This window comes from Ignavibacteriales bacterium, from assembly GCA_026390795.1.
Lineage (GTDB): Bacteria > Bacteroidota > Ignavibacteria > Ignavibacteriales > Melioribacteraceae > Fen-1258.
Genome location: JAPLFG010000003.1, coordinates 1,357,497 through 1,381,891 on the forward strand (window position 1 = coordinate 1,357,497; position 24,395 = coordinate 1,381,891).

Here is a 24,395-nt window from a genome sequence, read left to right on the forward strand (position 1 = left end):
CGAAGCAATCTTTGGGATTCTTTCGTTGTCCTTCAACAAGCTCGGGACTCCTCAGAATGACAATGTCAGATATCCAGTTTTGCGTACTTAGCGTGTTTCTCTATAAACGCACGGCGCGGTTCAACTGCGTCGCCCATAAGTGTTTCAAAAACTTTATCTGCCGCGGCAGCGCTTTCCACATTAACTTGAAGAACTGTTCTGGTTTCCGGGTTCATAGTTGTTGACCACAATTGTTCCGGGTTCATTTCGCCCAGACCTTTGTAACGTGATATAACAATTCCTTTAACTTGTACTTCCCCGTTTTCGGTTTCTTCAACTTCTTCAATCGTGAGTATTTTTTCTTCTTTACCCGCTCTGAAACGTTTTAAAATTTTATCTCTCTCCTCTTCGTCAAAAGCATAGTGCTCTTCTTTTCCTTTTTTAATTTTGTATAACGGCGGCTGAGCTATATAAACTTTTCCGGATGTGATCAATTCTTTCATGTGGCGGTAGAGAAAAGTTAAAAGTAAGGTTCTAATGTGGCTTCCGTCAACATCGGCATCGGTCATCAAAATAATTTTTCCGTACCGTGCTTTTTCATGATCGAACTCTTCGCCAATACCGGCGCCGATAGCAGAGACCATAGCTTGAATTTCTATATTCTCAAGAATTTTGTTGATCTTTGCTTTCTCAACGTTCAAAATTTTTCCTTTGATTGGAAGGATTGCCTGGAATCTTCTATCGCGTCCCATCTTTGCGGAACCGCCCGCAGAATCACCTTCAACAATATATATTTCACAATGTTCGGGATCATTAATTGAACAATCGGCAAGTTTACCCGGAAGATGCATTGTGTCAAGCGCGTTTTTTCTTCTAACGAGTTCACGGGCTTTACGTGCCGCCTCGCGCGCTTCTGCCGCCCGCATACATTTATCAATTATCTTTTTTGCAATTGAAGAGTTTTCTTCGAGAAACTCGGAGAGTTTTTCTCCGACAAGAGTTTCCACGGCTGACTTAACTTCTCCGTTGCCAAGCTTTGTTTTTGTTTGGCCTTCGAACTGCGGTTCCATAACCTTAATTGAAATTACCGCCGTTAATCCTTCTTTGAAGTCGTCACCTGTCAAAGATATTTTATTGCTGTCTTTTATCAGCCCGTTTTTATATGCGTAATTGTTAAACGTTCTTGTAAGCGCTGTTCTGAATCCGACGAGATGCGTTCCGCCTTCAATTGTGTTGATGTTGTTTACGTACGAGTGAACATTTTCCGAATATGAATCGCTGTATTCAAAAGCAATTTCAACCGGAGTGTTATCTTTTTCGCCTTCAATGTAAATGGGCTTGTGAATCGGAGTACGGTTTTCATCGAGATATTTCACGAAGTCAATCAGTCCGCCTTTGAATTTATAAACTTCTTCCTGGTTTTCCGCTTCGTCTTTTAAAGTCATCGTTACTTCTTTGTTGAGATATGCTAGTTCTCTTAGTCTTTCGGCAACGGTATCGAAATGAAATTTTGTTGTTTTAAAAATTTCTTTATCTGGCATGAATGTAGTCTTGGTTCCGGTATTTTCACCCTTGTAAGTTCCGGTTTGTTTTACGCTATATTTAGGAATTCCGCGTCTGTATTCTTGAGTATAAATTTTTCCGTCTCTTTTCACTTCAACAATCAGCCATTCGGAAAGCGCGTTAACAACAGAAACGCCTACGCCGTGAAGACCGCCTGAAACTTTATAAGAATTTTTATCGAACTTTCCCCCGGCGTGCAAAACAGTCATAACAACTTCAAGTGCAGATTTTTTTTCTTCCGGGTGCATATCAACAGGAATTCCACGTCCTCTGTCTTCAACAGTGACGCTTTGATCTTTATGAATTGTAACCACTACGCGGTCGTTATAGCCGGCAAGCGCTTCATCAATGCTGTTGTCAACAACTTCGCTAATAAGATGATGAAGCCCGCGTGCGCCGATATCACCGATATACATTGCGGGACGTTTTCGAACCGCTTCAAGACCTTTTAAAACGTTAATGCTTTTCGCATTGTACTCTTCTTGTGAATTGCCGTTTGTTTTTCCGTTCTCTTTCGCCATAATTTATCTGTTATCCTTCTTTACAAAAATCTAATTGATTTGATTATTTGCTGGTTGAAATGCTTATTTATTTTATCTACGATTAAATTCTTTTTAAAGTTGAGTTCACTTTTCCAAACAGAGTTCTCTACTCGTAAAAAGAGAACCTGTTTATCAACTCTAACTGCTTGAGCAATTATTTTCAGTTCGGGAAATATTTTTTCAAACTCATCAACTATATCGTAGTTCTTAAGCGACTCGCGCAAATTCGAAAATTCACTTTCGTTTTTAAGTAGGTCTTCTAAGGTTCTAAAACTGCTACGCATATGCTGCTGTGCCATTGTTAACTTTTATTAAAATGTTTTCCGCATTTATATTGAGTCCTTCCGTTTTTGTAAGATCGGTCATAGTTATAAATGCCTGACCGATTAAAGAAAGATACTCACTTATTCTTCCCGCGCGGTAAGTATCAAGTTCGCCAAACACATCATCCATTAAAAAAATTGGTGTCTTACCGAGTTTTTCTTCCATGAAGAAGAATTGTCCAAACCTTAATGCTATCTGAAAAGTTTTATGCTGTCCTTGAGAGCCGAAACGTTTTAACTCTAGTCCGTTTATAGAAAAAACAAAATCATCCCGGTGCGGTCCTACAAGATTTGTCCCTCTGCGAAGTTCATCTTCGCGCATAAACGCAAGCTCTTCACGAAATTTATCCGCGGCATTTCCTTCATCTACTTCTGTAAGTGAATCGTAAATAATTAACGGTTCCTCTGCGCTTTCAATTATGTGATTGTATGCTTCGTGCAGATACAAATTAAATTCTTTAACGAAACGAATCCGGTGCTTAATTATTTCCGATCCGGTAGTAATGAGCGTTTCGGTCCATGCTTCAAGCTGACTAAACAGATTTATGTTTCTAGATTCTTTTATCTGCGACAGCAGGGATGATCGCTGACGCAATGTTTTATTGAATTCCAGAAGCATTTCTAAATACGTATGGCTAGCCTGTGAAATTACTGAATCTATAAACCGTCTTCTTTCCGATGGCGCGCCTTGAGTAATTGCGTGGTCGGATTGTATTAATGTAACAATCGGAAATTTTCCAATGATTGACGAAGAATTAAAGATCGGTTTTTCATCTAGGAAAAAATTTTTCTTGTTTTTTATTGTGTCAAAAAATATTCGTGTTTGATTTTCAGTCAAGTCGGAAAAAATTCCTTTTGCGTCAAAATATTGTTCTCCAAACAAGATTACATCATTCTCGTTTGCAAGATTTAAATTTTTTGTGGTACACAAATAATAAATTGCCTCTAAGATGGATGTTTTGCCCTGCCCATTTCCACCCACTATCAAATTCAGCTTATCGGAAAAATTCAGCGATGTGTTTTTATGCAGTCTGAAGTTTTGCAATTCGATTTGTTTAAGAACCATTTTATGTATTCAAACGAACCGGCATTAAAAGCATCATTAAATCTTGATTTTCTTTTTTCTGAACCGGCTCTATTACAACCGCTTTTGTCGGTGAATGAAGTTTAAAAATGACTTCTTCTTCTGTATTTAAGTGACTCAAAACATCATTCACATAAGCGGAATTAAAACCAATTTCAAGAGCATCTCCTTCATATTCACATATAACTTTTTCCTCGCCGGATGCCCCAATATCCAAATCTTCCGCTGAAATTTCTAATGCATCTTTCGAGATAGAAAATTTAACGCGTCGTGTACTGCTTGTAGAAAAGAGCATCATTCTCTTAATCGAATCATGAATATCTTTTGTGTTTACTTTCATCTGAAATTCGTTTTCCAAAGGAATAACGCTTGCGTAGTCCGGGTATTTTTGAGCTATGAGACGAGTTATTAATTCGATGTCGTTCAACTTGAACGAAACAAAAGTTTTTGTTAAATGAATTTTAACATCTTTTTCGTCTAGTATTTTTGCTAAAACAGAGACAGCTCTTTCTGGTACAACATATTGCTGATTGAAAGCAGCTTTAATATTTTTCTTCAAAATATTTACAAGGCGGTGACCGTCGGTGGTTACCAAGCGAAGACCGTCATCTGTAAATTCAAACAGTGTTCCCATCATAGCCGGTCTCATTTCTTCTTTGCTCATTGCAAAGGCGCATTTATCAAACGCTTGCCGTAATTCCATTCCGTTAACCAAAACTTCATTTATATCTTTTGCATTTTTATCTGCATCAACCGATGGTATTTCCGGAAACTCGTCTGCGTCCAAGTAACTGATCGTATATTTTCCCATATCGGTTACGATGTTAATTTTTTTATTTGCCAACAGTTTGAAATGAATTGTTGTGTCTTTCAATGAACGGATTACATCGTTTAATAAACGTGCAGGGATTACTATTTTTATGTTTTCTTCGGATACAATGTTTAAGGAGGACTTCAGAGAAATTTCAAGATCGGTTGCATAGATTGTTAATTGACCGTCTTTAACTTCGAATAAAAAGTTTTCTAGAATCGGCATTGGCGTCCGTGCGGGAACTGCCGGAATTATTTTACTTAGAAGTTTTTCGAGTTCTTTACTGTTTACCTTAAATTCCATAATCCGTCTCCATGTTGGGTCAAAAAATATCAAAAATTGATGCAATTTTCAATTTATGTCTGAACTTGTTTGTTAACATTTCAACAGCTCTATTATTATACTTAAGTAATATTTTTAAAATGAATAATAATAATAAAGAGTGTTGATATGTTAGTAACTGCTATATATTCCCTTTTAATGCCTGAATAACAAAAAATTGTTACCTGTATAATGTTAATAATTCATTAATAACCGCGACTTGTACCTTGACGAACCGAAAGTAATGTAATGTTAACATTATTTATACAAGTTATACACTCTATATCAACAAAAAATTATGTGACGCTAATTTCAATTTTCATTTTTAGTGAATCGAGAACTTCTTTCATTTTAGGATCATTTAAAGATAATTGTTCGATGGTTGTTTGCGAATGAATTACCGTTGAGTGATCCCTTCCTCCAAAATGTAAACCAATAGTTTTGAGAGATGATTTTGTCAGTTGTTTCGAAAGATACATTGCAACTTGGCGCGCAAGAACCACTTCTTTTTTACGGTTTTTTTCACGCAACTTATTTTCTTCAATGCCGAAATATTCGCATACTACTTTTGTTATAAGCTCAACTGAAATGTTTACCTGTTTATTTGTAGACACTTCTCTCACAGTCTTTTTTACTAACTCAAAGTCAATCTCTTTTGAATTAAGAGACGAGTTAGCTAAAAGTTTTATTAAGCATCCTTCGAGCTCTCGTATATTGGAAGAGATATTCTGCGCAATGTATTCTACTATTTCTCTAGAAAGACTTATTCCATAAACTTCACTTTTATTTTTAAGAATGGCGACGCGCGTTTCAAAATCCGGCGGCTGAATATCCGCGGACAAACCCCAAGAAAAACGGGAGATCAACCGCTCGTTTAACCCTTTTAGATCTTTAGGCGGCTTATCGCTTGATAAAATAACTTGCTTTCCGGATTGATGTAAAGTATTAAAAATCTGGAAAAACAAATCTTGTGTTTTTTCCTTACCTACCAGAAATTGAATATCGTCTATTATCAAAGCGTCCATGCTTTTGTAAAAACCTGAGAACTCATTTAATGTATTACTTTGAATAGCTTCAACAAATTCCACCGTGAACGCATCCGAAGAAATATAAATCACTCTCTTGTTTTGATCTTTCTCTAAAATTTTATTACCGATGGCATGAATTAAATGTGTTTTACCAAGACCGACGCCGCCGTATATAAATAATGGATTGAAAGAAGTTTGACCGGGACTGTCGCCCACCGCCATAGCGGCAGCTCGTGCAAGCTGATTTCCCTCGCCCTTTATAAAATTTTCAAAAGTATAACGCGGATTAAGATATGTTTCGTAATCTCGTTTTATAATTTGAACTGCGGCTGGAGCGCTTCCATTGCTCGGTATTTCTCTAGTTCGCTCTTCGACAATTTCTTTTTCTTCATAAATTACATAAGCAAGTCTGCCTTCGCCGCCAAGAACTTGAGAAACAGTTTTATTGATCAACGTGTTGTAGTGTTCTTCAATCCATTCGATAAAAAAATTATTGGGGACATAAATTTTTAAAGTAGTGTTCTCCAATTCAAAAGGCTTAATTGGTAAGAACCAGGTGTTGTAAGTTATAAAAGGAACATTATCTTTTATAAGACTTAAGCACTCCTTCCATAAATCCTTAGCGTTTTTTTCCAGAGAGGGACTTTGAAGATTCATAGCCGCGTTTTGCATATTATCCACAATACAGAAGATTGAAAAAGGTGTAAAAAACAGATTATTTATTAACTAAAAACGACTTTCCCAAACCCAGTTCACAAATTATTAACATTAATTAGAGCGAGTAACTCGTTTATATAAAAGCACTTTCAAGAAAAAACAATTTATGGTGAACATCCTAATTACAACTAAAGCCAAAACCACGTACCCGATTAAAATTGTGGAACGTTCCACAAGAATAAGTTATCAACATTTTATTAACACACTAATTTATCTGCCGTGAGGAGTTGTGAAGATATGTTTTGCACCTCATTTGTGCAAATTAATTTTGACTTAAAAATTTATTTTTAAATTCTTTTCCTACCTTTGATGAGAGAAAATGTAGAGCTAATTTTGTGCCTACAAAAATAGTAAAGCAAAAATTCTATTTAGGAAAATTATGAAAAACATATTGGTTGTTTTTACCGGCGGAACGTTCTCGATGAGAATAGATGAAAAGACAAAGTCAGCGATTCCCTTTTTTCACGGGGAAGAGATGGTAAAAATGATTCCGGATGCCAGAACACTAGCAAAAATTTCTGTTTATGAATTTGGAAATTATCCGGGTCCGCATATAACTCCACAATTAATGCTGGAATTGTCAAAAAAAATAGATGAATTTGTTAAACGAGACGATGTCGACGGTGTAATTATTACGCACGGAACAGATACACTCGAAGAAACAGCTTATTTTTTAGACTTAACAGTTAAGACAGAAAAACCAATTGTTGTAATTGGCGCAATGAAAACTAGCAGCGAGCCGGATTGGGATGGACCTAGAAATCTTTTGGATGCGATTCATATCTGTAATAATACAAACAGTCATGGTATCGGCGTTCTAGTATGTTTAAATGGAGAGATAAATGCCGCAAGTGAAGTAACTAAAACACATACAGAGGACATAGAAACTTTTCGCAGTCTCGATTTTGGGTCTCTTGGATTTGTAGATAGGGGCAAAGTGATTTATAACAGACTGCCGCGTAAACTGGAAACAATAAAAACAGAAATAATCAATCCCAACGTAGATCTTATTAAAGTTTATGCGGGAATGGATGATAAATTTTTCAATTTCTCTGCAAGCAGCGGTGTTGATGGCGTTGTAGTTGAGGCAATGGGAGTTGGAAATGTTCCACCACCCGCATTTGAAGGAATAAAGTATATAGTAGAAAAAAATATTCCGGTAGTATTGGTATCGCGTTGCCCCGCCGGGGAAACTTTAGATATTTACGGATACCCCGGAGCCGGTAAATGGCTAAAGCAAATGGGAGTTATCTTTACAGATTACTTAAATGGTCAAAAAGCGAGAATAAAATTGATTATATGTTTGGGTATAACTAAAGACCAAAATGAATTGAGAAAGATGTTTTAAATAAAAGATGAAAGATTATAATCCGCCAACACAAAAATCTTTTTGGCAATCCATCTCTGCATGGACTGGCACCATAGTTTTAACGCCGATCGTTATCTATTATACCCTTAACGCAGGAAGCTTTACGTTTATAGATTACATAAATCTTCTAATTCATGAAGGCGGTCATGGTATATTCAAGATTTTTGGAAAGTTTCTCTATACTATTGGCGGAACACTGATGCAAATTATAATTCCAAGCATGTTTATAATATTCTATTTTATTAAGAAGAAAAGATTCGGAACGCAGGTATTCCTTGTCTTACTTGGAGAAAATTTAATTAATATCAGCGTTTATGCCGCTGACGCACGCGCTCAAAAACTTCCCCTTCTTGGCGGCAATAAAGTTTATCATGATTGGAATTGGCTTTTAAGAGAAACCGGATTACTTGAATATGATTCTTACGTCGGGCATTTCTTTTTCGGTCTTGGTGTCTTGATGTTCGTCTATGCGCTTCTAATTCCATTGCAGATGAGAGAAAAGAAACATGTAACCATTCCCCTCGGAATATGATAGTTAAAAACCAGTCAAAGAATTATTTCTCCCGCTATTTTGCCAAGCCATAAGTCTGCAAACTGAGTCGTCGTTTTTTGTCAGTGCATTAGTGGGAAATCAAACAGATTATTTTAAAAGCATAAATTTTTTAGTATTTGAAAAACCCAAGCAGCTAAGTGTATAAAAATATACTCCGCTTGAAAGATGAAAGTTGTTAGCCGATAGACGGAAATTATAACTGCCCGGCTGTTTGTATTCATCAACTAACGTTGCAACTTCTTTTCCAAGAACATCAAACACTTTTAAGGTAACCCGGGCTACTGCCGGAACCAGATAGTTTATAGTCGTTTCCGGATTAAATGGGTTTGGATAGTTTTGCATCAATTGAAAATTTTGAGAAATATTAACGCCATCATTAACGGAAGTGGCGTTAAGATCAAGGCTCCACATCCCGTACAGTCTCCCGGCAAAAAGTTTATTATCAACAACAGCAATATTCAAAACTTCAGCCCCAATTTGATCTTCTAAAAAATCCCAGCTTTCTCCTCCATTTGATGAAGTAAACCAAATTGTTCTTCCATATCCCTTCGAAAAATGGATATAAATTTTTTGATTGTGCACGGCAAAGTTTGAACCGGAAACATAACCAACTCCCGGGTTAATATAGCTCCAATTAATACCGTCTTTGCTTTTATGTAAACCATAAGAAGACGCAATAAAGAATTCAGAATTGAATTTTAGTATGTCGTACATAATCAATGGCTCCCCTTGAAATGCACCAAAAACAATTTCATTCCAAAAGGATGATTTACCATCGTTTCTATAAAAATATCCATTACCGCCCGCACCGGCATATAATACGTCGTCGATAAGTTTAAGGTCATAAACGTTGTAGGAATTATTATATGATAATCCATCGCCGTAATTGTTCCACTGGAGAGGATTTGTTAAGTCCATAACAAAAATGCCTGCCCCATAAGTTGCAGCATAAATACTATCGCCACGAATCACAACATCGGATATGTCGGTAGCTCCCAAGCCGATTAGTCCATTATTTATTTCCGTCCACGTTAAACCGTTATTGGAGGAAACAAAGATTCCATAGTGATACGTACCTGCAAAAACTTTATTTTGATACTTTACAACGGCACTAACAAAATCAACATCTTTTCCAATCCGGGAAGAGGCGAAGAAGGTTTTTCCATAATCGGCGCTTATGTAAATCACACTATCTGCACCGGCGTAAACGTATTGACCTTCCACAAAAATTGAAGGGACATTTGATAAAGAAGGAATGCTCTCGTGTTTTTTCCATTGTGCAGTTGCACTTCCAAAACACAAGAAAAGAAACAATAACAAAAAATTTTTCATAACACTTCGAAATCCAGTAAAAATAGACAAATGATTAATCGGACGAATGGTTTTATTAAGCCAAAAATAATAGTTTTTGCCTTTTCTTCCAAAAAATCAAAGAATTTTTTACCTTCTCCCGCTTATCTGCCACGCCATTAATCTGCGGAGGTGAAATATATCATCGAAGTTTCGATTAAGATTTGTAAGAGCAAAGAAATACCCGATAACTTTTTCCACATCATTCCTATATAATGCCGAAACGGCACCATAGTAATAATAACTCTCGGTATCAATTAACTTAATTAGGCTTGGGTTCTCGCGTAAAATCTTTTCAACTCTCGCGCATAAATTTTCTGCGGAAGAATACTCACCATTTAGTAAATATATTTTAGCAAGCTGCAAATAAACGGCCACCATTGAGACGCTATCCGGCTTTGTCGTCTTAATAAAAGCGCTCGCTTCCTCTTTAATAGAATATAATTTTAAGAAGGAAGTAGCATTGGTTTTTTCCAGAATCTCCTGGTTGTTATAATCTTTTATAATTTGTGCAGAATCCGGAAATAAAACGATTAGCTTTTCAAGCGCCGCTGTGCTTGAATTTGTAATGCCGAGCTTATTAAATGATTTTGAATAGAGAAGATTTGCTTTGTAATCGGTTGGATATAATTCCCTTAAATATTTTGAAAGTCCGTAAGCAAATCTGTTATTAACGTTTGTGTTAAGATTGTACTCTATTGCATTTATAAAGTCGTCTTTAGTGGGATGATAACTGGCAACAAAATCTTTTATCAACAGGCTATTTGAAAGCGTATCGAATTTTTCATCAAAGGAATAGACGTATGATGATGATTTTCCGACATAAAAAGATTTTGGCGCAATAAATTCAAGCAAAGGATGAATTTCCGAATTGATCGGAGATTCGGAAGCCATTGCGAAAAACCCTCTCGGCGAAGATGATTGACAAGATAAAAACGTAAACAGATTCGAAATTCCAATCCGCTCAAAATCTTTATGGATTCCGGGGATACCAAATTTATTCTGAAGAGCCGTAGAATTAAAAACCGGTTTGTTTTTATAACCAACTAAAATTATATCGTTCGCAACAGAATTCCATAATTGTGCATTAGGAAAAACCGAAGCAAAAGTATTTAGCACAAGCCGGACAACTTCATCATTTGCTTCGTAAAGATGAAACCATTGAACCATTATACCGGCAGAATCAAGAGAGGAGAAGCACTTTTTAAAATATTCTTTAGAAAAGAGGTTTCCGATTCCCGCAATCCAAGGATTTGAGGGCTCGGATATTATAACATCGTATTTTTCCTTGGATAAACTTAAGAGAGTAATGGCATCTTCATTCACCAATTTTAAACGAGAATCATTTGTGCAGTTCAAGTTTTCTTTCTCGAAAAACTTTGATGCCTTTATTACTTCTTTTGAGATTTCTGCACATGTTACATTTTTAACGGGGTGTGTAAGAACCGAACCGATTGTTGTTCCGCTTCCAAATCCTACCACAAAAACATTTTTAGGATTTGGATGAAGCATCATTGGAATTTGACCCAGCAGAACTTGCGTTGGCATATCAATATAAGTGCTTGCATCCGGCTTACCGTTTATAATCAATCTTTTTTTGTCGGGGTTTGTTGTGGATTGCGTAACTGCAACTGTCGCGGTAGTTCCTTCTTCATAAAAAATTATATTTTCATCGCTAAGTGTTTTAGAAAATTCATTAAAAGTAGCCGGCGGAACTTCACCGAATGATTTGAAAACACCTTTTATCATTACCGATTCGTTCCATGAGGAAAAAAGAATTAAATAAAGAATAAATGATCCTACACAAAATAGATTAGAGATAATCCTTCGCGGAATTGAAAATGATCTGTATGTCCAAGAAAGAATTATTGCAGCAATTAGGTTTAATGCAATTCCGATTTCGAATGCGCCCTTAATTCCGAAAAACGGAATGAAGACAAGAGCGGTTAAAATCACACCGAGGACAGTTCCAAGTGTGTTTACCGAAAAAACTCTTCCTACGGAGAAACCGATTTTTTTATTTGATACCGATATAATTTCCGAGGCAACCGGCAGAGCCATCCCCATAAATAAAGTTGGAATAACCATCATCAGGAAGCAGAGCATGAACTCTACAAGAAGAAATACTTCGAAAGATTGCGGCGACTTAGAAAAAATTGATGAGATTTGCCACAAGAGATATGGAAGGCGCTCATAAAATAAAAGCACAATCATTGTTGAAACAGCAATTGCAGTTTGTATAAAAGTAAGGAGTCTTACATAATTAAATTTGTTTATAAACTTTTGGGAGACTATAAAACTACCGAGAGTAATTCCTCCTATAAAAGCCATTAGCATTAAAGAAAAGGCGTAAGTTGAAGAACCAAAAAAGTTAATTAGCAAACGGACCCAAACCATTTCGTAAATCAGCGCGGCCATACCTGAAATTCCCGCAACAAGCACTACGGCTGCAGCGGTTTTTTTACTAACCTCGATTATGGAAGTAGAGTCTTCTTTTTTATTTGAAAGATCATCGGCTTCCGGTATTACATTTTTACCTTGCCTTGATATTATTAATCCGGTTAATCCCGCAAGAATATTCAGAGCGGCTGTAGAGTAAATAGTAATGTTTAAACCGAATTCTTTGATTAGAACAAAACCGGCAAAAACAACTCCGATTACAGCTCCAAATGAATTAAGAAAGTATAGAATTGCAATCTCTTTCCGGGTGTCCTGAAGTCTATCAACAAAAAATCTACTTAGTACCGGAAGTGTTCCACCCATTGCAGTTGTCGGGGCAAAGAGTAAGAATGCGGCAATTAAAAATCTTAAACCGGTAAACAAAAAATTTTGTGAAGTTATATTTAAGCCGGAGGCAACCGAAAGAAAAAGATTGCCGAACAACAAGCTAAGAGTTGGATACACTAAACAGTATACACCTATAAACAACTCAAGCAATGAATATACCATTACCGGATTTTTTAAAGAGTCTGCTTTTTTACCAAAGAGGTAATTTCCAAATGCAAGCCCTCCTAAAAATGCAGCCAGCACAGTCATTTGAGCATAAGTTGTATTGCCGAGAAATAAACTCAAATACTTGAACCAGACAATTTGATAAATTAATCCTGCAATTCCGCTAATAACAAAAAGTAAAGAGACGATAATTTTAATAGCCGGTTTTCTCATAAATATTTCCCGTGGAAAAGATTTATTTGCAAGTTAAGAAAGGTTTTCCGAAATAAAATGATTTGAATCAAAATTAATAAAGCACCCGTTTTTATTATATCGAATTAATGGGTGCATGATGCATTATTAAATTAATGATTGAGGAAAATTAATTGTATTATAATGAAGATCGGCAGAAGAATTATTAGAGAGAATTTAAATATGTAAGCAAAGAAGTCGGGCATTTTAATGTTATTCTCTTCAGCAACTGCTTTTACCATAAAATTTGGTCCATTGCCAATGTAAGTCATGCTGCCGAAGAAAACGGCTCCAACCGAAATTGCTTTTAGAATTTCTTCCGGAATTCCCGCAACAAGATTAGAGGTTTGCGCGCCCAAGCCCAAAGCAAGCGAATGAAAAGTAACAGCTGTCGGTGTATTATCTAAGAAGCTGCTTAGAAGACCGGAATAATAATAAAACTGATGCGGCTCTGATACTCCAAGCGATTTGGCATTTGACTCAAGGAAAAGAAGGCAAGGAACCATCGTAACAAAAATTCCAAAGAAAAGATAACCAACCTCTTTGATTGGTTCCCAAGTAAAATTATTTGAGGTACGCACTAACTTTGTGGTTAAGAGCAACGAAAGAATTGCCATTGATAGAATTACAGCTTCCCTAATAAATTTGTAATAATGATTTGTACCGATAAATGATAAATATTGTTCGTTAAGGAATGCTACGGCAAGAACAACTCCTGCCAACCAAATAAAATTAATCTTTCCCGAAATTCTGATAGGTCTATTGACTCTTTTATCCGCGGCAATTGCTTCTTTGGGTTCTTTGCGGTGGTAATAAGTGTCAACTAAAAAATAAGTTATAAGCAGCAAAAGATTTGTTGCAAACCATTCCGGCAATAATTTTAGAAACCATGTAAAATGTGCGCCGCGAAGATACATCATAAATAAAGGCGGATCGCCGAGAGGCGTTAAAAGACCGCCGCAATTAGCAACAATAGCAATGAAAAATAAAATTGTGTGTACTTTAAATTTCCGCTCTTTGTTTGTGTGAATGACAGCTCGTATTAGCAGCATTGCCGCACCAGTTGTACCCATAAATGAAGCAAGTACAGCGCCGATTGTTAGAAACAACGTATTAACCGATGGCGTTGCTTCAATGTCTCCGTCAAGAAAAATACCCCCGGTAATTGTGAAGAGGGCGCCTAGCAAGATGATAAATGGGATATAATCGAAAATGACAGTTTCAAATAATCGGTCACTTAATCCTGAAGCAAATAAAAAAATAATAATCGGTACGCTTAATATTACGGCAACCAATAGTTTGTTTTTATTTTTTTCCCAGAAGTGATTCCAGAAAAGCGGAAAAACAGCTATAGACATTAGCATTAAAATGAAGGGAAGTAAACTTATTAGTGGAATTTGAAAGTTGAGTTTTTCCATTAATGCGATCCGGATTAAATAGTTAAACAAACTTATGAGACTTAAGCGTTTTTATCAAAACCAATATTAAAAAACATAATTCTCTTATTTATTCTAGGGAAAAGAGAATTATTTTTTCATTAGAAGATCTCGAATTTGTGTTAGAAGAAGAACCTCTTCTTTTAGTAGAGGTGTAGATTTTTCCTCTTCTTTTTTCCGCAACCGATTAAGAGCCTTTATCATCATAAAAATAGCAAATGCAACAATTACGAAATCAATAACGGTGTTTATGAACAACCCATATTTTATAACTACACCGCTTGTTAATACGATTGATAAGTTGCTGAAATCAAGTCCGCCGACAAGCAGCCCGATTGGAGGCATAAGCACATCGGAAACAAGAGAGGTAACTATTTTTCCGAATGCCGCACCGATGATAATTCCAACCGCCATATCAACGACATTGCCTTTCATGGCAAAAGTTTTAAATTCCTGAACTAGTTTCATATAACATCTCCGGAATATTTTTTATGATCTATTCTTTCTTGGATAAAAATGAATCACCAGATTGAAAAATATTTGAACAATGTTGAGTTAGAATTAATCGGCAGCCAGACATCAAGCAAGTAAATCCTCATCTCTATACAGAAGAAGGATTGCCGCTTGCGAGACAATAACAAATTTTTCAGTTTCTATTTCGACTTCGATTGCGTCCTTCCGTAAAAATAAGGCAAAGTCACCTTCGCGTGCTTGAAGAGGAATATACTTCGTGTTTTTGTTTTCCCGCCACGGTTCATCTTCTGACGGAGTTCCAATTGGATAACCCGGGCCGGATTTAATGACGTACCCGCCCTGAACTTTTTCTTTTTCCTGCACACCTGGCGGAAGGTAAAGGCCGCTATTGGTTTTGTTAATATTGTCTTCCGGTTTTATTAGAATCCGGTCGCCAACAATTATTATTTTTTCTGTGTTAATCAATTTTATAAGCAGCTTTATTCAGATCAAAAATAGCAAATGAAAAAGTGAGCATCAAATAGTTATCTTTGAAACAAAGATGGAAATTATATGAACGAAGTTTGGAACAAACGTTATTCTGACGAGCAATATTTTTATGGAAAAGAACCGAATCAATTTTTAAAAGATGAACTGGGTAAGATTACTCCCGGCAAAATTTTATTTCTGGGAGAAGGCGAAGGTAGAGATGCTGTTTACGCAGCAACTCTTGGGTGGAATGCGGATGCCGTTGATTACAGTGAAGCCGGGAAAGAAAAAGCGGAAAAATTAGCAACAGAAAAAAAAGTAATAATAAATTATCATGTTGAGGATCTAACCAAATTTGCCCCAAAACAAAATTATTACGATGCAGTAGTTTTAATCTATCTTCATTTAGAAGCCGATCTGAGAGAACTGGTAAGTAAAAAAGTATTTGAAGCCGCTAAGCAGGGAGGTAAAATTATCCTAGAGGTTTTTGAAAAAGATCAAATCAAGAATGGCTCAGGCGGACCAAAGGATTCAGAATTACTATACTCACTCCAAGATATTGTAGAAGATTTTATTGATCTGGAATTTGAAAAGCTCTCAAAAGAAAGCATCGTTTTGAATGAAGGCGAAGGCCATCAAGGGAAAGCCGCTGTTATTAGATTTGTTGGAACAAAAAAATAATTCTTCTAAAACCGAGCAAAAACAAATCTTTCCGCTTATTTCACGAAACCCAGGAAACTATTTCTTGACAAACCAGTTTCCGCTTATTATTTTGGAAACCAGAAAAACAAAATTAGTTTCTGCGGGAGACCTTATGGATGAAAACGAAAAAATATTAGAAGCCATTCAGGACAAGTTTTTTAAAGAAGGTTTTTACAAAACCACCATGGATGAGATCGCTTCCGAATTGAGGATGAGCAAAAAAACGATTTACAAATTTTTTCCATCAAAGAACAATTTGGTAACTGCTATCGCGATGCGCTTTACGGAACAAATGAAAAGAAAAATTCTGCCGATACTGGAAAGTGATAAAAACGCAGTTGAAAAACTTTCGGGGCTGATTACTTTATTAAGCAACACTGCCGGGAAGATCGGAGACAGAATGTTTGGGGAATTGAAGAATCATTTTCCATCGGTGTGGCAGAAAGTAGATTCATTCAGAACAGAAATGATGTATGGCAACATAACAAAAGTTATAGACCAGGGGAAACGGGAAGGACTATTCGTCGATTATCCGACACCGATCATTATGAATATTCTGATAAACTCTATAAGGACAACTGTAAACCCTGAGTTTATAATTAATAATAATTTTTCAATGGTCGTTGCCGCTCAAACAACGTTCAATATAATTATCGGTGGAATTCTTACAGAAAAAGGGAAAAAAGTTTTTAACAAAACAATCAATCAGAAATAACTATGAAAAATTTAATAGCCATAATTTTATTATTGATATCATCCGCAACAGTATTGCCCCAAACGATACTTACTCTTGATAAATGCTATGAAAAAGCGCGCGCTAACTTTCCGCTCATCAAACAAAAAGAATATATAGCCAAGAGCAAAGAGTATAGCATAAGCAATGTTTGGAAAGGATACTTTCCCCAGGCTACAATAAGCGGACAAGCAACGTATCAATCTGACGTAACATCGTTGCCGATCTCTCTTCCGGGAATAAAAATTGAACCGCTGACGAATGATCAATACAAAGCCGTGGCAGATGTATCACAAACAATTTACGATGGCGGAATAATGAGCGCGCAAGCGGGTATTCAAAAATCAAATGCTGATGTTGATGACCAGAAGATTGAAATAGAACTGCTGAAAGTGAAAGACCGGGTTAACCAAATCTATTTTGGAATCCTTTTGTTTAACGAGCAGCTAATTCAAACAGAACTGGTTAGGAAAGATCTCAATGCGAGTCTTGAAAAGCTGAACGCCGCTTTTACAAACGGAACGGCTACAAAAACAAATGTTGATATTCTGAAAGCCGAATTGTTAAAAACGGATCAGAGAGAGATAGAACTAAAATCATCACGTAAATCTTTTATTGATATGCTGGGGTTGCTCATTAACGAGCGTTTAGATGAAACGATGAAACTCGAGCAGCCGGATATTCAAAATGTATACGAATCGAAAGAAATCAATCGCCCCGAAATGAAATTATATTCTTCGCAAGAAAATTTAATTGAAAATCAGAACGGGCTTACGATCGCAAAGATTCTTCCTAAAGCGAGTTTATTCTTTCAAGGCGGATACGGAAAACCAACTCTTAACATGCTCAAAAATAGTTTTGATTGGTATTACATCGCTGGTGCGCGGTTAACGTGGTCGCTTTCTAATTTATATACCTACGGAAACGAGAGCGAAATAAATGAACTCAATAAAAAATCAATTGAAGCTCAGAAAGAAACTTTTCTTCTCAATACAAATCTTTCTTTGAAACAACAGACCGGAGAGATTGATAAACTGAATGATTTGATAAAAGTTGATAAAGAAATCATAGCGATCAGAACTTCTGTAAAAGAATCAACTAAAGCACAACTGGAAAACGGTGTTATTACGTCAAGCGATTTTATACGGGAGCTGAATGCAGAGGATCAAGCAAAACAGAATTTGTCAATTCACACCATTCAGCTTTTGCTTGCACAGCAGAATTACAAATTAACAACAGGAAACTAATTGCCAACGGCGGATTTAAATAAATTGCTTATAAAATTTTATTAATAACAAAACGCAGAAACCATTATGAAAACGATATTAAACAGATTTAAATATGTTTTGTCATTACTAGGGCAAAGCCCGAAGCAATCCAATAACGAAAAAAGATTGCTTCACTTCGTTCGCAATGAATTTCTACTTGCCATAATTTTGTCGTTGATTCTATTTAGCTGTGGTACCGGCGATGGTAAATTTGACGCAACCGGAACTTTCGAGTCGGAAGAAGTAATTGTTTCATCAGAAGCGATGGGCAAGCTTGTTAAATTCGATGTTGAAGAAGGCGCAACACTGAAACAAAATCAGCTGGTTGGAATTGTCGATACGGTTCAATTATATCTAAAGAAGAAACAGCTCGAAGCATCAATAAAAGCGGTGTTGAGCAAACAGCCGGATATCGCGACACAACTTGCAGCAATTGAAGAACAAATAAAAACCGCGACAACTGAAAAAAAGAGAATCGAAAACCTAGTCAAATCAAATGCGGCAACTACAAAACAACTTGATGATATAAACGCATCACTTGATTTGTTGAACAAGCAGCACACCGCACTGAAATCAAATCTTACTATTACCAGACAAGGACTGCAGAGTGAAACATATCCTCTTCAAATTCAGATCGAGCAAATTCAGGATCAGATAAATAAGAGCATAATTAAAAATCCGGTTGATGGAACGGTCCTTACCCGTTACGCAAAACAAAATGAAGTTACGGCGAAAGGAAAAGCTCTTTACAAGATTGCAGATCTTTCCAATATGACTTTACGCGCATACATAACTGGTGATCAGCTGGGACAAGTTAAGTTTGGACAAAAAGTAAAAGTGTTTGTTGATAAAGGCGATGGCGAGCAAAAAGAAATGAGCGGAGAAATTTATTGGGTTTCTTCTAAAGCAGAATTCACACCGAAAACAATTCAAACAAAAGACGAACGCGCGAACTTAGTCTATGCTGTTAAGATAAGAGTGGTTAACGACAGTTATTTGAAAATCGGTATGTATGGCGAAGTTAAATTCTAAAGAATAACATGAAAGCAGTCGTACTGGAAAATATTGTAAAGTCGTACACAACCAAGAAATCAACAGTTAATGCCGTTAATGACGTTTCTTTTTCTGTTGAAGAGGGAGAAATATTCGGCTTGATCGGCCCGGACGGATCCGGTAAAACATCCATCTTCAGGATTCTTACAACTCTTCTTCTCGCCGACAAAGGAAGCGCGAGCGTTCTTGGTTACGATGTTGTAAAAGATTGGAAAGCGATAAGAAACATTATCGGCTACATGCCTGGAAAATTTTCGCTTTACCAGGATTTAACGGTTGAAGAAAATCTTGAATTCTTTGCGACAATTTTTAATACAACCATTCAAGAAAATTATAATTTGATTTCCGACATTTATAAACAGCTCGAACCGTTCAAAACAAGAAGAGCAGGAAAGCTTAGCGGCGGTATGAAACAAAAACTCGCGTTGAGCTGCGCGCTGATTCACAAACCGAAAATTTTATTTTTAGATGAACCAACGACCGGCGTCGATCCGGTTTCACGAAAAGAATTTTGGGAAATGTTGAAGCGGCTTAAAGCGCAGGGAATCACTATTATTGTTTCAACTCCCTATATGGATGAAGCAAAACTTTGCGACCGGATTGCTCTTCTGCAAAACGGAAAAATTCTGAAGATCGATTTACCGCAAAACATTGTTAATGAGTTTGGCGAGAATCTTTACGCGGTGCATTCCGAAAACATGTTTACTCTTCTTAACAATCTTCGCGCATACCCTCAAACTGAAAATTGCTTCGCATTCGGAGACAAACATCACCTTACATTGAAAGAGGATGACGTTAAGCAGTTGAATGAATATTTGAATAAATCGGGACAGAAAAATTTTACAATTAACAAAATTGAACCGGGAATAGAAGATTGCTTCATGCAATTAATGAAGCGGTAAAACCGCTTTTAATAACTTTGGCATTATGGTCGGGTCTCCATAACGAAAAATAAAAATATGACTACAAAAGAAATAGTAATAAAGACGGATAAGCTTACAAAAAAATTCGGCGATTTTGTCGCAGTGGATCAAGTTTCGTTTGAGGTATATAAAGGAGAAATCTTTGGATTCCTCGGCGCTAATGGCGCGGGAAAAACAACGGCTATCAAAATGCTTATCGGTATTTCAAAGCCGAGTTCCGGTAATGCGCAGATAGCCGGTTTTGATGTTTATAAACAGACGGAACAAATAAAAAAGAATATCGGCTACATGAGTCAGAAATTTTCACTGTATGAAGACTTAACAATAAAAGAAAATATCCAACTCTTCGGCGGAATTTACGGTCTGACAGACAAAGAAATTGAAACGAAAAGCGGAGCGTTGATTGATAAACTAAATTTATCAAACGAAGCGGATAAAGTTGTTAGTTCTCTTCCGCTCGGCTGGAAACAAAAACTCGCGTTCAGCATAGCAATTTTGCATGAACCGAAAATAGTTTTTCTTGATGAACCGACCGGTGGGGTTGACCCGATTACGCGCAGACAATTTTGGGATATGATTTACGAAGCGGCACACAATGGAATTACTGCATTTGTTACAACGCATTACATGGATGAGGCGGAATATTGTGACCGTGTTTCTATCATGGTGGACGGCGTAATTACGGCTCTTGATTCTCCAAAGGGATTGAAAGAAAAATACAAAGCGGAAACGATGGAAGATGTTTTTGTTCTCTTAGCGCGAAGCGCAAAGAGAGGAGAATAAATTGTAGTTGTTGTCATTACGAGGAACGAAGTGACGAAGTAATCTCAAATCAAATGAACGTCATGGAAAAGAAATACTACATATATATAATGACAAACAAAAACGATAGGGTATTATATACTGGAGTTACAGGCGATCTAATTAAAAGAGTATATGAGCATAAGGAAAAAATAGTAGACGGATTTACGAAAAGGTATAATATGAATAAGTTGGTTTATTATGAAGAATATAATGAGATTCTGAGTGCTATTGAAAGAGAAAAACAAATAAAAGCCGGTTCACGAAAGAAGAAATTAGAATTAGTAAACAGAATGAATCCGGAATGAAAAGATTTGTATCAAGAAATATTGTGAGATTGCTTCTTCCGCGTAAAACGCGGAATCGCAATGACAAGCGAAAAAAACTATGAAACAGTTATTAACATTTGTAAGAAAAGAATTTCACCATATACTGCGCGATACGAGATCAATGCTTGTTCTGCTCGGTCTGCCAATCGTTCAGCTTCTGATATTCGGTTTCGCTATAACCAATGAAACACGAAACGTAAATATTGCAATTCTTGACAACTCGAAAGATGGGGCAACACAAAACATTATCTCAAAAATTGAAAGCAGTAAATATTTTGATCTTTATGAAACGCTTACTTCAAACGATCAGATTGAAAAAGCATTCAAAACCGGAAAAATAAAAGTGGCGATAGTTTTTCAGCAAAATTTTCAAAACGATTTAGCTCATTCCAACAAAGCACAAATTCAAATAATTGCCGACGGCTCTGATCCTAACCAGGCAACAACTTTAACAAATTACCTAAGCTCAATTATAATAGAATACCAAAACGAACTGAATCAACAAAATAATCTCCCATACACAATTAATACTGAAATGAGAATGCTCTACAATCCGGAATTAAAGGGAGCGTATTCATCGGTCCCCGGTGTTATGGGAATGATTCTTCTTCTCATTTCAACAATGATGACTTCCATAGCGATTGTAAAAGAGAAAGAACTTGGAACGATGGAAATTCTGCTTGTCTCGCCAATGAAGCCGGCGCTTGTAATTCTTAGTAAAGTAATTCCTTACTTTATTGTTTCGCTTGTTAACATTGCAACAATTTTATTGCTGAGTGTTTTTGTTTTGGGAATGCCGATTCAAGGAAGCATCTTGTTATTAATCGCGGTTACAATTTTGTATATCCTTTGCGCGCTTTCACTTGGAATTCTTATTTCAACAGTTACAAATTCACAATTAGCGGCGATGTTAATTTCTCTTCTCGGATTAATGCTTCCGGTTGTGATGTTAAGCGGTTACGCATTTCCAGTCGCGAACATGCCGGTTATATTGCAAGTGCTGTCGAATATCGTCCCGGCAAAATGGTACATAATAATGGTGAAGTCGGTAATGATAAAAGGAATGGGCGTTGCCGGAATCTGGAAAGAGTCTTTGATAATTTCCGGGATGACACTCTTCTTTCTTTTGATCAGCATAAAACGTTTTAAGATCAGGCTATAATGAGAACATTAATATTTTTACTTAGAAAAGAATTTTTACAAATCTTTCGGAATAAATTAATTCTGCGGATGATATTTGTCATGCCGATAATGCAGCTTATTCTTCTCCCCTTTGCCGCGAATTATGAAATGAAAAATATTTTGCTCAGCATTGTTGACAAAGATCATTCCGAATACTCCAGAAAATTAATAATTGAATTTACCTCCACCGGCTATTTCAAATTAACCAGCACATCTCCTTCTTATGAAAAAGCTCTTAAGGTTATTGAAGACGATAAAGCAGATTTAATAATTGAAATTCCGCAAGGTTTTGAACGGGACTTAATTCGGGACAACCAAACCAAGATTATGATATCGGCAAATGCAATCAACGGGCAAACTTCCGGACTGGCTGTTTCTTATTCAAACGCAATCATAAGAGAATTTAATAATGATGTCCGCGCTGAGTGGATTCAGCAGCCGCGGTTGAGTCCGCAGCCGGTGGTTGAAATTACAAGTTCAAACTGGTTCAATCCCAAAATGAATTATAAATATTTTATTGTTCCCGGTGTTCTTGCGCTGCTTGTTACTTTAGTCGGATTCATTTTAACGTCTCTCAATATTGTTAAGGAAAAAGAAGCGGGAACTATAGAACAGCTTAATGTTTCTCCCATCAAGAAATATCAATTCATTCTTGGCAAACTTATTCCGTTTTGGATTTTAGGAATGCTTGTTCTAATGCTTGGATTCGTGATTAGTTTTATTATATATGGAATTTTTCCGCAAGGGAGTTTTCTTGTTGGATTTCTTTTTGCAGGAATCTATTTAATTGCCATTCTAGGATTCGGATTGTTCACTTCAACGTTTGCGGAAACACAACAGCAGGCAATGTTCATAGCATATTTCTTCATGATGATTTTTGTTCTGCTCGGCGGTTTATTCGCGCCAATTGAAAACATGCCGGACTGGGCGCAGTATTTAACATACATTAATCCTGTACGTTATTTGATTGAAGTTATGCGGATGCTTGTGCTGAAAGGAAGCGGCTTTTGGGATTTACGTTATTATTTTCTTATTGTAACCGGTTTTGCGCTTGTCTTCAACGGGTTGGCAATTTGGAATTATAAAAAAACGAATTAAAAATTATTTGCTGAAACAGCAAGAAAAATATATTAAATAAATGAAAATGATTGTCTCTACCCGTTGTGTGAATTAGAATATAAACCGTTAAAACGGTTCTGACATTGTGTTTTGTGTTTCTAACCCCGCGATTAATCGCGGGGTTAATCAATGAAACAATGTTTTTTTTAACTGTTTCAACAGTTTATTAAACTATATTTTTTAATTCACACAACACGTTGCTTCGTTTAAAAAATCGATGGTACCAAAATGAATAATGTAAATTTTGATTCTGATAATGCCGCAAAATATGATAATCTTGCCCGCAAAGCTGTCTTTGGTTACGATCAACTTTTTATTATGGCTACAGCACTTATTTCGGACGAGCAAAACGATTCAAAAAATGTTTTAGTTGTTGGATGCGGTACGGGGATGGAATTAATTACATTCGGAAGGTTAATGCCGAATTGGCAAATGACTGGAGTTGATCCCTCCGAAGAAATGATCAAAATATCCAAAACTAAAATTGATGAACACAAACTAAATAATCGGGCTACATTGCATCATGGTTTTGTAGAGGGTCTTTCCGAAGAAAAAAAATACGATGCCGCTACACTGATATTTGTAATGCGATTTATTCCAGATGATAAAAAGAAACTATTGCTTCTCCAGAACATCGCCAAACGGTTACGATCGGGCGCAAAGCTTATTCTTGTTGATCAGTACGTTGATCCAAGTCAAGATCATTTTTTGTCAATGACAAATGCGTGGAAAAGTTTTATGAAGCATGGCGGAGCGCACTCTGAGTTAGTAAATAAAATTGCGGTTCAGGCGAATGAACAAAGTTTTTTCACCGAATCCGGGATGCAAAAATTGCTATCGGAAACTGGATTTGGAAAAATGAATCGCTTTTACAATTCTTTTATGCACAGTGGATGGGTTATTCAGAAAAAATAATTGAATCCTCTGAAATATTAATTAAGGATTGTCATTGCGATTCCGCATTTTATTCGGAAGAAGCAATCGCGGTTATGATTTAGAATCGTAGCTTTGAGTTTGCTTCACTTCGTTCGCAAAGACAGTTTTTGGAATTTTTCAGAGATCTCTAATTAATATAAAAAACCGG

The 24,395-nt window shown here is 36.4% G+C and carries 22 protein-coding genes; 12 read left to right on the forward strand and 10 right to left on the reverse strand.

What is annotated here, in order from left to right:
• Positions 1-65 precede the first annotated feature (65 nt).
• The 5 genes from gyrB to dnaA form a co-directional block, all read right to left on the reverse strand.
• Positions 66-2,063 (reverse strand): DNA topoisomerase (ATP-hydrolyzing) subunit B, encoded by a 1,998-nt coding sequence (gene gyrB, locus NTX65_09655; GenBank protein MCX6169596.1) that lies wholly within the window; start codon positions 2,061-2,063, stop codon positions 66-68.
• 20 nt (positions 2,064-2,083) lie between these two features.
• Positions 2,084-2,383 (reverse strand): DUF721 domain-containing protein, encoded by a 300-nt coding sequence (locus NTX65_09660; protein ID MCX6169597.1) that lies wholly within the window; start codon positions 2,381-2,383, stop codon positions 2,084-2,086.
• Positions 2,361-3,473 (reverse strand): DNA replication and repair protein RecF, encoded by a 1,113-nt coding sequence (gene recF / locus NTX65_09665; protein ID MCX6169598.1) that lies wholly within the window; start codon positions 3,471-3,473, stop codon positions 2,361-2,363. Before recF ends, NTX65_09660 begins: the two co-directional genes overlap by 23 nt.
• A 1-nt stretch (position 3,474) precedes the next feature.
• A complete protein-coding gene (gene dnaN / locus NTX65_09670) occupies positions 3,475-4,605 on the reverse strand; it encodes a DNA polymerase III subunit beta (GenBank protein MCX6169599.1) in 1,131 nt (376 codons plus the stop codon).
• A 314-nt stretch (positions 4,606-4,919) separates the two neighbouring features.
• Complete coding sequence (gene dnaA / locus NTX65_09675; protein MCX6169600.1) at positions 4,920-6,323, reverse strand: chromosomal replication initiator protein DnaA; 1,404 nt, start codon at positions 6,321-6,323, stop codon at positions 4,920-4,922.
• A gap of 424 nt (positions 6,324-6,747) precedes the next feature.
• Here dnaA and NTX65_09680 point away from each other — a divergent pair, with 424 nt between their 5' ends.
• Entirely contained in the window at positions 6,748-7,716 is a 969-nt protein-coding gene (locus NTX65_09680; protein ID MCX6169601.1) for an asparaginase, read from the forward strand.
• Between the two features lie 7 nt (positions 7,717-7,723).
• A complete protein-coding gene (locus NTX65_09685; protein ID MCX6169602.1) occupies positions 7,724-8,269 on the forward strand; it encodes a hypothetical protein in 546 nt (181 codons plus the stop codon).
• Positions 8,270-8,377: 108 nt separating this feature from the next.
• Here the strand turns inward: NTX65_09685 and NTX65_09690 are convergent, their stop codons facing one another.
• The 5 genes from NTX65_09690 to NTX65_09710 form a co-directional block, all read right to left on the reverse strand.
• Positions 8,378-9,622 carry a T9SS type A sorting domain-containing protein gene (locus tag NTX65_09690; GenBank protein MCX6169603.1) on the reverse strand — a complete coding sequence of 415 codons (1,245 nt, stop codon included), beginning with the start codon at positions 9,620-9,622 and terminating at the stop codon, positions 8,378-8,380.
• 108 nt (positions 9,623-9,730) lie between these two features.
• Complete coding sequence (locus NTX65_09695; protein MCX6169604.1) at positions 9,731-12,805, reverse strand: fused MFS/spermidine synthase; 3,075 nt, start codon at positions 12,803-12,805, stop codon at positions 9,731-9,733.
• Between the two features lie 131 nt (positions 12,806-12,936).
• On the reverse strand, positions 12,937-14,241 hold the full coding sequence (locus NTX65_09700; GenBank protein MCX6169605.1) for a sodium:proton antiporter: 1,305 nt from the start codon (positions 14,239-14,241) through the stop codon (positions 12,937-12,939).
• 108 nt (positions 14,242-14,349) lie between these two features.
• Positions 14,350-14,727, reverse strand: a complete 378-nt coding sequence (gene mscL / locus NTX65_09705; GenBank protein MCX6169606.1) for a large-conductance mechanosensitive channel protein MscL — start codon at positions 14,725-14,727, stop codon at positions 14,350-14,352.
• Between the two features lie 111 nt (positions 14,728-14,838).
• Positions 14,839-15,198 (reverse strand): co-chaperone GroES family protein, encoded by a 360-nt coding sequence (locus NTX65_09710; protein MCX6169607.1) that lies wholly within the window; start codon positions 15,196-15,198, stop codon positions 14,839-14,841.
• Positions 15,199-15,285: 87 nt separating this feature from the next.
• Between NTX65_09710 and NTX65_09715 the strand changes: the two genes are divergently transcribed.
• From NTX65_09715 to NTX65_09760, 10 genes are all read left to right on the forward strand, one after another.
• The gene (locus NTX65_09715) at positions 15,286-15,882 is read left to right on the forward strand and encodes a class I SAM-dependent methyltransferase (protein ID MCX6169608.1); all 597 of its coding nucleotides are present in this window, start codon (positions 15,286-15,288) and stop codon (positions 15,880-15,882) included.
• Between the two features lie 133 nt (positions 15,883-16,015).
• The gene (locus NTX65_09720; protein ID MCX6169609.1) at positions 16,016-16,618 is read left to right on the forward strand and encodes a TetR/AcrR family transcriptional regulator; all 603 of its coding nucleotides are present in this window, start codon (positions 16,016-16,018) and stop codon (positions 16,616-16,618) included.
• 2 nt (positions 16,619-16,620) lie between these two features.
• On the forward strand, positions 16,621-17,883 hold the full coding sequence (locus NTX65_09725; protein MCX6169610.1) for a TolC family protein: 1,263 nt from the start codon (positions 16,621-16,623) through the stop codon (positions 17,881-17,883).
• 66 nt (positions 17,884-17,949) lie between these two features.
• Positions 17,950-18,936: an HlyD family efflux transporter periplasmic adaptor subunit gene (locus NTX65_09730; protein ID MCX6169611.1), complete on the forward strand. Its 987-nt coding sequence runs from the start codon at positions 17,950-17,952 to the stop codon at positions 18,934-18,936.
• An 8-nt stretch (positions 18,937-18,944) separates the two neighbouring features.
• Positions 18,945-19,859, forward strand: coding sequence for an ABC transporter ATP-binding protein (locus NTX65_09735; protein MCX6169612.1), 915 nt, complete (start codon positions 18,945-18,947; stop codon positions 19,857-19,859).
• Positions 19,860-19,916: 57 nt separating this feature from the next.
• The gene (locus NTX65_09740; GenBank protein MCX6169613.1) at positions 19,917-20,663 is read left to right on the forward strand and encodes an ABC transporter ATP-binding protein; all 747 of its coding nucleotides are present in this window, start codon (positions 19,917-19,919) and stop codon (positions 20,661-20,663) included.
• Positions 20,664-20,725: 62 nt separating this feature from the next.
• Complete coding sequence (locus NTX65_09745; protein MCX6169614.1) at positions 20,726-20,989, forward strand: GIY-YIG nuclease family protein; 264 nt, start codon at positions 20,726-20,728, stop codon at positions 20,987-20,989.
• Between the two features lie 79 nt (positions 20,990-21,068).
• Positions 21,069-22,172, forward strand: a complete 1,104-nt coding sequence (locus NTX65_09750; protein ID MCX6169615.1) for an ABC transporter permease — start codon at positions 21,069-21,071, stop codon at positions 22,170-22,172.
• Positions 22,172-23,290 carry an ABC transporter permease gene (locus NTX65_09755; protein MCX6169616.1) on the forward strand — a complete coding sequence of 373 codons (1,119 nt, stop codon included), beginning with the start codon at positions 22,172-22,174 and terminating at the stop codon, positions 23,288-23,290. The genes NTX65_09750 and NTX65_09755 overlap by 1 nt, the downstream gene beginning before the upstream one ends.
• 249 nt (positions 23,291-23,539) lie before the next feature.
• Entirely contained in the window at positions 23,540-24,226 is a 687-nt protein-coding gene (locus NTX65_09760) for a class I SAM-dependent methyltransferase (protein ID MCX6169617.1), read from the forward strand.
• The last annotated feature ends 169 nt before the right edge of the window (positions 24,227-24,395 follow it).

What these genes read in the sequence shown, in the direction of transcription:
- NTX65_09695 (MCX6169604.1), bottom strand. Translation starts at nt 12,805, where the DNA reads ATGAGAAAACCGGCTATTAAAATTATCGTCTCTTTACTTTTTGTTATT.
- NTX65_09750 (MCX6169615.1), top strand. Translation starts at nt 21,069, where the DNA reads ATGAAACAGTTATTAACATTTGTAAGAAAAGAATTTCACCATATACTG.
- gyrB (MCX6169596.1), bottom strand. Translation starts at nt 2,063, where the DNA reads ATGGCGAAAGAGAACGGAAAAACAAACGGCAATTCACAAGAAGAGTAC.
- NTX65_09745 (MCX6169614.1), top strand. Translation starts at nt 20,726, where the DNA reads ATGGAAAAGAAATACTACATATATATAATGACAAACAAAAACGATAGG.
- NTX65_09730 (MCX6169611.1), top strand. Translation starts at nt 17,950, where the DNA reads ATGAAAACGATATTAAACAGATTTAAATATGTTTTGTCATTACTAGGG.
- NTX65_09720 (MCX6169609.1), top strand. Translation starts at nt 16,016, where the DNA reads ATGGATGAAAACGAAAAAATATTAGAAGCCATTCAGGACAAGTTTTTT.
- NTX65_09725 (MCX6169610.1), top strand. Translation starts at nt 16,621, where the DNA reads ATGAAAAATTTAATAGCCATAATTTTATTATTGATATCATCCGCAACA.
- NTX65_09680 (MCX6169601.1), top strand. Translation starts at nt 6,748, where the DNA reads ATGAAAAACATATTGGTTGTTTTTACCGGCGGAACGTTCTCGATGAGA.
- NTX65_09760 (MCX6169617.1), top strand. Translation starts at nt 23,540, where the DNA reads ATGAATAATGTAAATTTTGATTCTGATAATGCCGCAAAATATGATAAT.
- dnaA (MCX6169600.1), bottom strand. Translation starts at nt 6,323, where the DNA reads ATGCAAAACGCGGCTATGAATCTTCAAAGTCCCTCTCTGGAAAAAAAC.
- dnaN (MCX6169599.1), bottom strand. Translation starts at nt 4,605, where the DNA reads ATGGAATTTAAGGTAAACAGTAAAGAACTCGAAAAACTTCTAAGTAAA.
- mscL (MCX6169606.1), bottom strand. Translation starts at nt 14,727, where the DNA reads ATGAAACTAGTTCAGGAATTTAAAACTTTTGCCATGAAAGGCAATGTC.
- recF (MCX6169598.1), bottom strand. Translation starts at nt 3,473, where the DNA reads ATGGTTCTTAAACAAATCGAATTGCAAAACTTCAGACTGCATAAAAAC.
- NTX65_09700 (MCX6169605.1), bottom strand. Translation starts at nt 14,241, where the DNA reads ATGGAAAAACTCAACTTTCAAATTCCACTAATAAGTTTACTTCCCTTC.
- NTX65_09715 (MCX6169608.1), top strand. Translation starts at nt 15,286, where the DNA reads ATGAACGAAGTTTGGAACAAACGTTATTCTGACGAGCAATATTTTTAT.
- NTX65_09685 (MCX6169602.1), top strand. Translation starts at nt 7,724, where the DNA reads ATGAAAGATTATAATCCGCCAACACAAAAATCTTTTTGGCAATCCATC.
- NTX65_09690 (MCX6169603.1), bottom strand. Translation starts at nt 9,622, where the DNA reads ATGAAAAATTTTTTGTTATTGTTTCTTTTCTTGTGTTTTGGAAGTGCA.
- NTX65_09740 (MCX6169613.1), top strand. Translation starts at nt 19,917, where the DNA reads ATGACTACAAAAGAAATAGTAATAAAGACGGATAAGCTTACAAAAAAA.
- NTX65_09755 (MCX6169616.1), top strand. Translation starts at nt 22,172, where the DNA reads ATGAGAACATTAATATTTTTACTTAGAAAAGAATTTTTACAAATCTTT.
- NTX65_09735 (MCX6169612.1), top strand. Translation starts at nt 18,945, where the DNA reads ATGAAAGCAGTCGTACTGGAAAATATTGTAAAGTCGTACACAACCAAG.
- NTX65_09660 (MCX6169597.1), bottom strand. Translation starts at nt 2,383, where the DNA reads ATGGCACAGCAGCATATGCGTAGCAGTTTTAGAACCTTAGAAGACCTA.